The organism is Clostridium sp. HMP27, assembly GCF_000765165.1.
In the GTDB taxonomy this organism is placed as follows: domain Bacteria; phylum Bacillota; class Clostridia; order Clostridiales; family Clostridiaceae; genus Clostridium_AK.
Genome location: NZ_JMFY01000011.1, coordinates 48,016 through 54,469 on the forward strand (window position 1 = coordinate 48,016; position 6,454 = coordinate 54,469).

Below are 6,454 nucleotides of genomic sequence, written 5' to 3' on the forward strand. Positions count from 1 at the left end.
GGAGGAGATAATTATGTCACATTTGCTTGAAGTTAAAGATTTGAAAGTTACATTTCACACTTATGCAGGTGAAGTGCAATCCGTTAGAGGAGTATCTTTTCATGTAGATAAGGGGGAGACCTTAGCTATAGTTGGAGAATCTGGTTGTGGTAAGTCAGTAACTTCTAAATCCATAATGAGATTAATACCTACTCCTCCAGGAGATATAAAAGAAGGTTCACAAATACTATTTGATGGAAAAGATGTTTTAAAGATGTCAGATAAAGAACTTAGGGATTTAAGAGGAGAAGATATAAGTATGATTTTCCAGGATGCTATGACATCCTTGAATCCTACAATGAAAATAGGAGATCAAATAGCTGAAAACTTAATTATTCATCGAGGAATGAATAAGAAAGAAGCATTAGATGAAGCTGTAAAAATGCTTAAATTAGTTAATATACCAAATGCAGATAAAAGAGTAAGTCAATATCCACATGAATTTTCAGGTGGTATGAGACAAAGAGCAATGATTGCCATGGCACTTGCTTGTAATCCAAAAGTTCTAATAGCTGATGAACCTACTACTGCGCTAGATGTTACAATTCAGGCTCAGATAATGGATCTTATAAGAGAACTTCAGGATAAGCTTGGTACAGCAGTTATACTTATAACTCATGACTTAGGGGTAGTTGCTGGTGTAGCAACTAAAATTCAGGTTATGTATGCAGGTATGATAATTGAAAGAGGTACTAGAGAAGAATTATTTTATAACTCAAAGCATCCGTATACTTGGGCGCTTTTACAATCAGTACCAAGACTTGATACAAAACATAAAAATGAATTATATTCAATACCAGGAACTCCTCCAGACTTATTAAAGCCTCCAGTAGGCTGTCCGTTTGCTTCAAGATGTGCTTACTGTATGGAAATTTGTAATGAAGAAATGCCTGAGGTAACAAAACTTTCAGAAACTCATGAAGTACAATGTTGGTTACAGCATCCTCTTGCACCAAAGGTTGAGACTCCAAAATTTGAAGGAGGTGCAATATAGGTGGAAAAAGAAGTTTTAATTCAGGTTAAGAATCTTAAGAAATATTTTAAAGTTGGAAAAAATGCTACTTTAAAGGCTGTAGATGATGTAAGTTTTAATATAAAAAAGGGAGAAACCTTAGGACTAGTTGGAGAATCAGGTTGTGGTAAAACAACTTGTGGAAGAACAGTACTTGGACTATATGGAGCTACAGGTGGAGAAGTTTTATTTGAAGGCACTGATATACACAAGCTAAAGGGTAAAGCGAAAAAGGAATATACTAAAAATGCACAAATAATCTTCCAGGATCCTTATGCATCGCTAGATCCAAGAATGACAGTAGGAGATATCATTGCTGAAGGAATAGACATACATGGCATTCATAAGGGAAAAGAAAGAACTAATAGAATATATGAGCTTTTACAGCTAGTAGGTTTAAATAAGGAACATGCATCAAGATTTCCTCATGAGTTTTCAGGAGGGCAAAGACAGAGAATAGGTATAGCAAGAGCATTGGCTGTTGAACCAAAGTTTATTGTGTGTGATGAGCCAATTTCAGCACTTGACGTTTCTATTCAAGCTCAGGTTGTAAATTTACTTATAAAATTACAAAATGAACTTGGACTTACTTACTTATTTATTGCTCATGATCTTTCAATGGTAAAGCATATATCTGACAGGGTTGGAGTTATGTACCTTGGAACTATGGTAGAGCTTGCTTCAAGTGAACACTTATATGCAAAGCCATTACATCCATATACTCAAGCACTTTTATCTGCTATTCCAATTCCTGATCCAGAAGTTGAACAAAGCAGAAGCAGAATAATGCTTGAAGGAGATGTTCCAAGTCCTATAAATCCAAAGCCAGGATGCAGATTTGCACCAAGATGTAAATATGCAAAGCCTGTATGTAGTGAAGTTTCACCTGTATTTAAAGAGGTTGAAAAAGATCACTTTGTAGCATGTCATTTATTTGAAGATAAATAGTATTTAATAATGCCCTAAAATCAGTGTAATGGCTGGTTTTGGGGTTTTATTTTGGGTTTTAAGCTTAATTATTTTCTTAAATAGAGATTAGATTTTGATTTGAAAAATTGAATAAATATGTCCCCATCTGTAAAAACTATTAAATAACGTAATTAATTTTTTTACGGAGGGGATTATTATGGGAAAAACACCACTTAAAAAGGTTATTAAGGCTAAATTAAAATCAAATAGAGAACTTACTGAAGCAGAAAAGCTTAGAGAACAAATTAAATATGAAATTGCTGATGAATTGGGTTTGATAGATAAGGTAGAGAAATATGGATGGAGCAGCTTAACTTCAGAGGAAACAGGAAGAATAGGTGGAATAATGACTAGAAGAAAAAAACAAATGAATATTCCTAAAAATATTGACTTGCAAAAAAATAATTTATAATATAAATTTATTAATGAAACATCTCAATTTTGAGATGTGCTGATTTATATTGGATAAAGGGGAACGGTTATGGAGTGTTACAAAGAATTTGCCCATATTTATGACAATCTTATCAAAGGTGATGTGGATTATTTTAAATGGGCAAATATTATATTGGATTTATGTAATGAGTTTAATGTGCCCAAAAGGGAGTATTTAGACTTGGCTTGTGGAACTGGAAATTTAACAGAACATATAGCCAAAGGTTTCTTAAATACTTGGGCAGTGGATTTATCAGATGATATGCTTACTGAAGCTGAAAATAAGCTTAGAAATAAAGGTATAAAGGGAAAGTTTGTATGTCAGGATATAAGTGAATTGGAACTAAATAAGCAATTTGATCTTATAACATGCTGCTTAGATTCTACTAACTATTTAACAGAAAATGAAGATATATTAAATTATTTTAAGGGTGTACATAAGCATTTAAAGGATGAAGGTATTTTTATATTCGATATAAATTCATATTATAAGCTTTCTAATATATTAGGAAATAATATATTTACTTATGATGAAGAAAACGTGTATTATACTTGGGAAAATGTCTTTGAAGATAATATAGTGGACATGTACTTGACTTTCTTTTTGAAAGAAGGAGAGCTTTATAGAAGATTTGATGAACATCATACAGAAAGAGCATACACTGAGAAGGAGCTAGAAGAACTTATTGTTAAAGCTGGGTTTAAAATAGCAAAGGTACTAGATAATTATGAGCATGAGGATATATCTTCTACAAGTGAAAGAATAGTGTATGTGCTCACAAAATAGGAAATCAGGAGGAAATAAAATGAGTGATAAATTAGTTAGAGCAATTGCAAGTAATGGTGACATAAGAATTATTGCAGCTATTACAACAGAACTTGTGAATGAAGGAGTAAAAATTCATGAATGTGCTCCTACAGCAGCTGCTGCACTAGGAAGAATGCTTACTGCAGGAACATTAATGGGTGCAATGTTAAAATCAGAGAAGGATTCTTTAACTATTCAAATATCTGGAGGCGGGGAGGCAAAGGGTGTTCTTGTTACTGCTTATTCTGATGCAAGCGTAAAAGGATATATAGGGAACCCTAAGGTTGATTTACCTGCAAATAGCAAAGGAAAACTTGATGTTGGAGGAGCTATAGGCATAAATGGTAAGGTTACCGTTATAAAGGATATGGGACTTAGAGAGCCTTATGTTGGACAGATACCTATTTATTCAGGAGAAGTAGGGGATGATCTTGCGTATTATTTTACAGTTTCCGAGCAGACTCCTTCTGCTGTTGGACTTGGAGTTCTTGTAGATACTGATTTAAGTATTAAAGCGGCAGGTGGATTTATTATTCAAATGATGCCAGGAGCAAATGAATTAGCCGCTGATTTAGTCACTTATAGGCTTCAGGATATGAAATCTGTAACTGATTATATAGTACAAGGAATGAGTATTGAAGAAATACTTCAGTTTATATTTGAAGATATGGATTTAAAAATATTAGATAATATGACTCCAAAATATCAGTGTGATTGTACAAGAGACAAGGTAGAAAGAGTATTTATGAGCATAGGAGAAAAAGACCTTACTGAATTATATAATGAAAATAAAACTGAGGAATTAAAGTGTCACTTTTGCAATACAAGCTATAAATTTACTAATGAACAAATAGGAGAAATTTTAAAAAAATCAGGAAGCAAGAATTAAGCATGAATTAATAACCATTAAAATACATTGTAATTAACGAAGGGTTGTACTATAATTTTATCATGAAGTATCCTGATAACTTGAGATGAGCTGATTTATAATGAAATTATAAATTTCTATAAATCATGCATAGTTAGTAAAAATTTAATATGATTATTTTAGGTGCTGATATAGTTTAAAAGAGAAAGTGGTGAGAAGCCACTGCAGCCCCCGCTACTGTAAGAGTTGACAAATCCCATTTATCCACTAGATATTTCTAGGAAGGAGGGAGGAGGAAGAAACTTAAGCCAGGAGAACTGCCTGAAATACATTGCTACAATGCTTCGGAGGGAAGATATAAGCTTACTTTGTATATGTATTCCCTTGCTTTTGCAAGGGATTTTATTTTTTAATGATATAACATATTTAAGTTATTTAAACCATTATATTAATAAGTATTACATATTTAAAATAAGAATCTCCCTGTTGATTTGGGATGATTCTTATTTGTTTTTATCCAGTATATGCCACCTGAATCTATGAATCACTTGATATTAAAAATGCAGTAAGAGTTAAGATCTTGAAAATAAGTGCTATTAGTATTATAAAAAGTAAATTATTATTTTTAAATTTTAGGAGGAATGGGAAATGGAATTATTAAAAGAAACATTGCAAAGTATTGCACCAGCTAATGATGAGGCGATAAAAGATGCTTGGAAGAGAATGGACAGCCTTAGTAAACCTATAGGAAGTTTAGGAGAATTAGAAAAAATGGCTATAAAGATATCTGGTATTACTGGGAAAGTAAAGAATAAAATAAATAAAAAAATAACTATAGTTATGAGTGCTGATAATGGAGTGTTAGTAGAAGGAGTTAGTGCATGCCCTCAGGAGCTTACAGCTATTATTACAGATAATTATACTAAAGGTGTTACAGGTATAGGTGTCTTATCTAATTATGCTAAAGCAGATGTATGCGTAGTAGATATAGGTGTGAATGCAAACTTTAATAACCCTAAGATAATAAATAAAAAAATAGCTTATGGAACTAAAAACATGGCAAAAGAAGCGGCTATGTCAAGAGAAGAAGCTATAAGAGCCATTGAAGTAGGAATAGAAATGGTAGATAAATATGTAAGTGAGGGATATGATTTATTTGGTACTGGAGAGGCAGGAATGGGTAATACTGCCACTAGTGCGGCAGTTATAAGCGTACTATCTGGAATAGATTCTGATTTAATAGTAGGTAAAGGTGCTGGGCTTACAGAGGAACAATTTGTGAACAAAAAAAATGTAATAAAAAGGGCTATTGAATTAAATAATCCTGATAAAAGTGATGCTATAGATGTTTTATCAAAAGTAGGTGGTTTTGATATAGCAGGATTATGTGGATGCTTTCTAGGTGCAGCCAAAAATAGAGTACCCATTGTAATAGATGGGGTTATATCTTCAGCAGCTGCATTGTGTGCTTATAAGTTAAATCCCAATGTAAAAGATTTTATGTTTCCGTCTCATATCCCAGTAGAACCAGGTGCAACTTGTGTAATGAATGAAATAGGTCTTAAGGCAAATTTAGGTTTAGATATGAGGTTAGGAGAAGGTTCAGGATGTCCTATAGAGTTTTTAGTAATAGAATCTGCTTTATGTATAATGAATGATATGCATACGCTAGAAGAGGCAAGTATACATAACACTGAATTTTTTGTAGATATTAGAGAAGATTAAATTACGACGTTTTCTAATACTGAACCTCACGTATGAGATTTACATTTAGGAAAACGATTTGATACACAAAGAAGCTCTAATGCTTGTTCAATGTTTTCTACAATGTAAATCTCATACTTATATTCAATATTAAAAGTATCTTCATGCATACTGCTGAAGGAAGAAATTTCGCTTTGGCGAAAGTTTCTATAAAAATATAAAAAAGTTTAATTTTTTTATTGACAAAAGTCATATCAGCTTATATAATAATAATTGTCTTAAACGACACGCAAGTATTTATGGGAGCATAGCTCAGCTGGGAGAGCATCTGCCTTACAAGCAGAGGGTCACAGGTTCGATCCCTGTTGTTCCCACCATGATACTGCGGCCCAGTGGCTCAGTTGGTTAGAGTGCCGGCCTGTCACGCCGGAGGTCGAGGGTTCGAGTCCCTTCTGGGTCGCCATAATTATGCTGGCATGGCTCAACGGTAGAGCAGCTGACTTGTAATCAGCAGGTTGGGGGTTCGATTCCTATTGCAAGCTCCATGAATTTACTAAAATAAGGCCCCTTGGTCAAGCGGATAAGACACCACCATTTCACGGTGGTAAAACGAGTTCGAGTC

Annotated in this window: 6 protein-coding genes, 3 tRNA genes and 1 riboswitch; all 9 genes read left to right on the top strand. The window is 33.5% G+C overall.

Annotation, left to right across the window (positions count from 1 at the left end):
• Positions 1 to 13: 13 nt before the first annotated feature.
• A complete protein-coding gene (locus DP68_RS05380) occupies positions 14 to 1,033 on the top strand; it encodes an ABC transporter ATP-binding protein (RefSeq protein ID WP_035307177.1) in 1,020 nt (339 codons plus the stop codon).
• On the top strand, positions 1,034 to 1,999 hold the full coding sequence (locus tag DP68_RS05385; RefSeq protein WP_035307180.1) for an oligopeptide/dipeptide ABC transporter ATP-binding protein: 966 nt from the start codon (positions 1,034 to 1,036) through the stop codon (positions 1,997 to 1,999).
• Between the two features lie 178 nt (positions 2,000 to 2,177).
• Entirely contained in the window at positions 2,178 to 2,432 is a 255-nt protein-coding gene (locus DP68_RS05390; protein WP_035307183.1) for a small, acid-soluble spore protein, alpha/beta type, read from the top strand.
• A gap of 69 nt (positions 2,433 to 2,501) precedes the next feature.
• Entirely contained in the window at positions 2,502 to 3,239 is a 738-nt protein-coding gene (locus tag DP68_RS05395) for a class I SAM-dependent methyltransferase (RefSeq protein ID WP_035307186.1), read from the top strand.
• Between the two features lie 19 nt (positions 3,240 to 3,258).
• Positions 3,259 to 4,149 carry an Hsp33 family molecular chaperone HslO gene (hslO, locus tag DP68_RS05400; protein ID WP_035307189.1) on the top strand — a complete coding sequence of 297 codons (891 nt, stop codon included), beginning with the start codon at positions 3,259 to 3,261 and terminating at the stop codon, positions 4,147 to 4,149.
• Positions 4,150 to 4,292: 143 nt separating this feature from the next.
• Positions 4,293 to 4,468: riboswitch (cobalamin riboswitch) on the top strand.
• Between the two features lie 308 nt (positions 4,469 to 4,776).
• Complete coding sequence (gene cobT, locus DP68_RS05405) at positions 4,777 to 5,853, top strand: nicotinate-nucleotide--dimethylbenzimidazole phosphoribosyltransferase (RefSeq protein WP_035307192.1); 1,077 nt, start codon at positions 4,777 to 4,779, stop codon at positions 5,851 to 5,853.
• Between the two features lie 280 nt (positions 5,854 to 6,133).
• Positions 6,134 to 6,209, top strand: a tRNA-Val gene (locus tag DP68_RS05410).
• 9 nt (positions 6,210 to 6,218) lie between these two features.
• Positions 6,219 to 6,295 (top strand) — tRNA-Asp (locus tag DP68_RS05415).
• 7 nt (positions 6,296 to 6,302) lie between these two features.
• Positions 6,303 to 6,377 (top strand) — tRNA-Thr (locus DP68_RS05420).
• Positions 6,378 to 6,454: the final 77 nt, after the last annotated feature.

Excerpts from the sequence above, each read along its gene's own strand:
- DP68_RS05380 (WP_035307177.1), top strand. The coding sequence starts at position 14 with ATGTCACATTTGCTTGAAGTTAAAGATTTGAAAGTTACATTTCACACT.
- DP68_RS05390 (WP_035307183.1), top strand. The coding sequence starts at position 2,178 with ATGGGAAAAACACCACTTAAAAAGGTTATTAAGGCTAAATTAAAATCA.
- DP68_RS05395 (WP_035307186.1), top strand. The coding sequence starts at position 2,502 with ATGGAGTGTTACAAAGAATTTGCCCATATTTATGACAATCTTATCAAA.
- hslO (WP_035307189.1), top strand. The coding sequence starts at position 3,259 with ATGAGTGATAAATTAGTTAGAGCAATTGCAAGTAATGGTGACATAAGA.
- cobT (WP_035307192.1), top strand. The coding sequence starts at position 4,777 with ATGGAATTATTAAAAGAAACATTGCAAAGTATTGCACCAGCTAATGAT.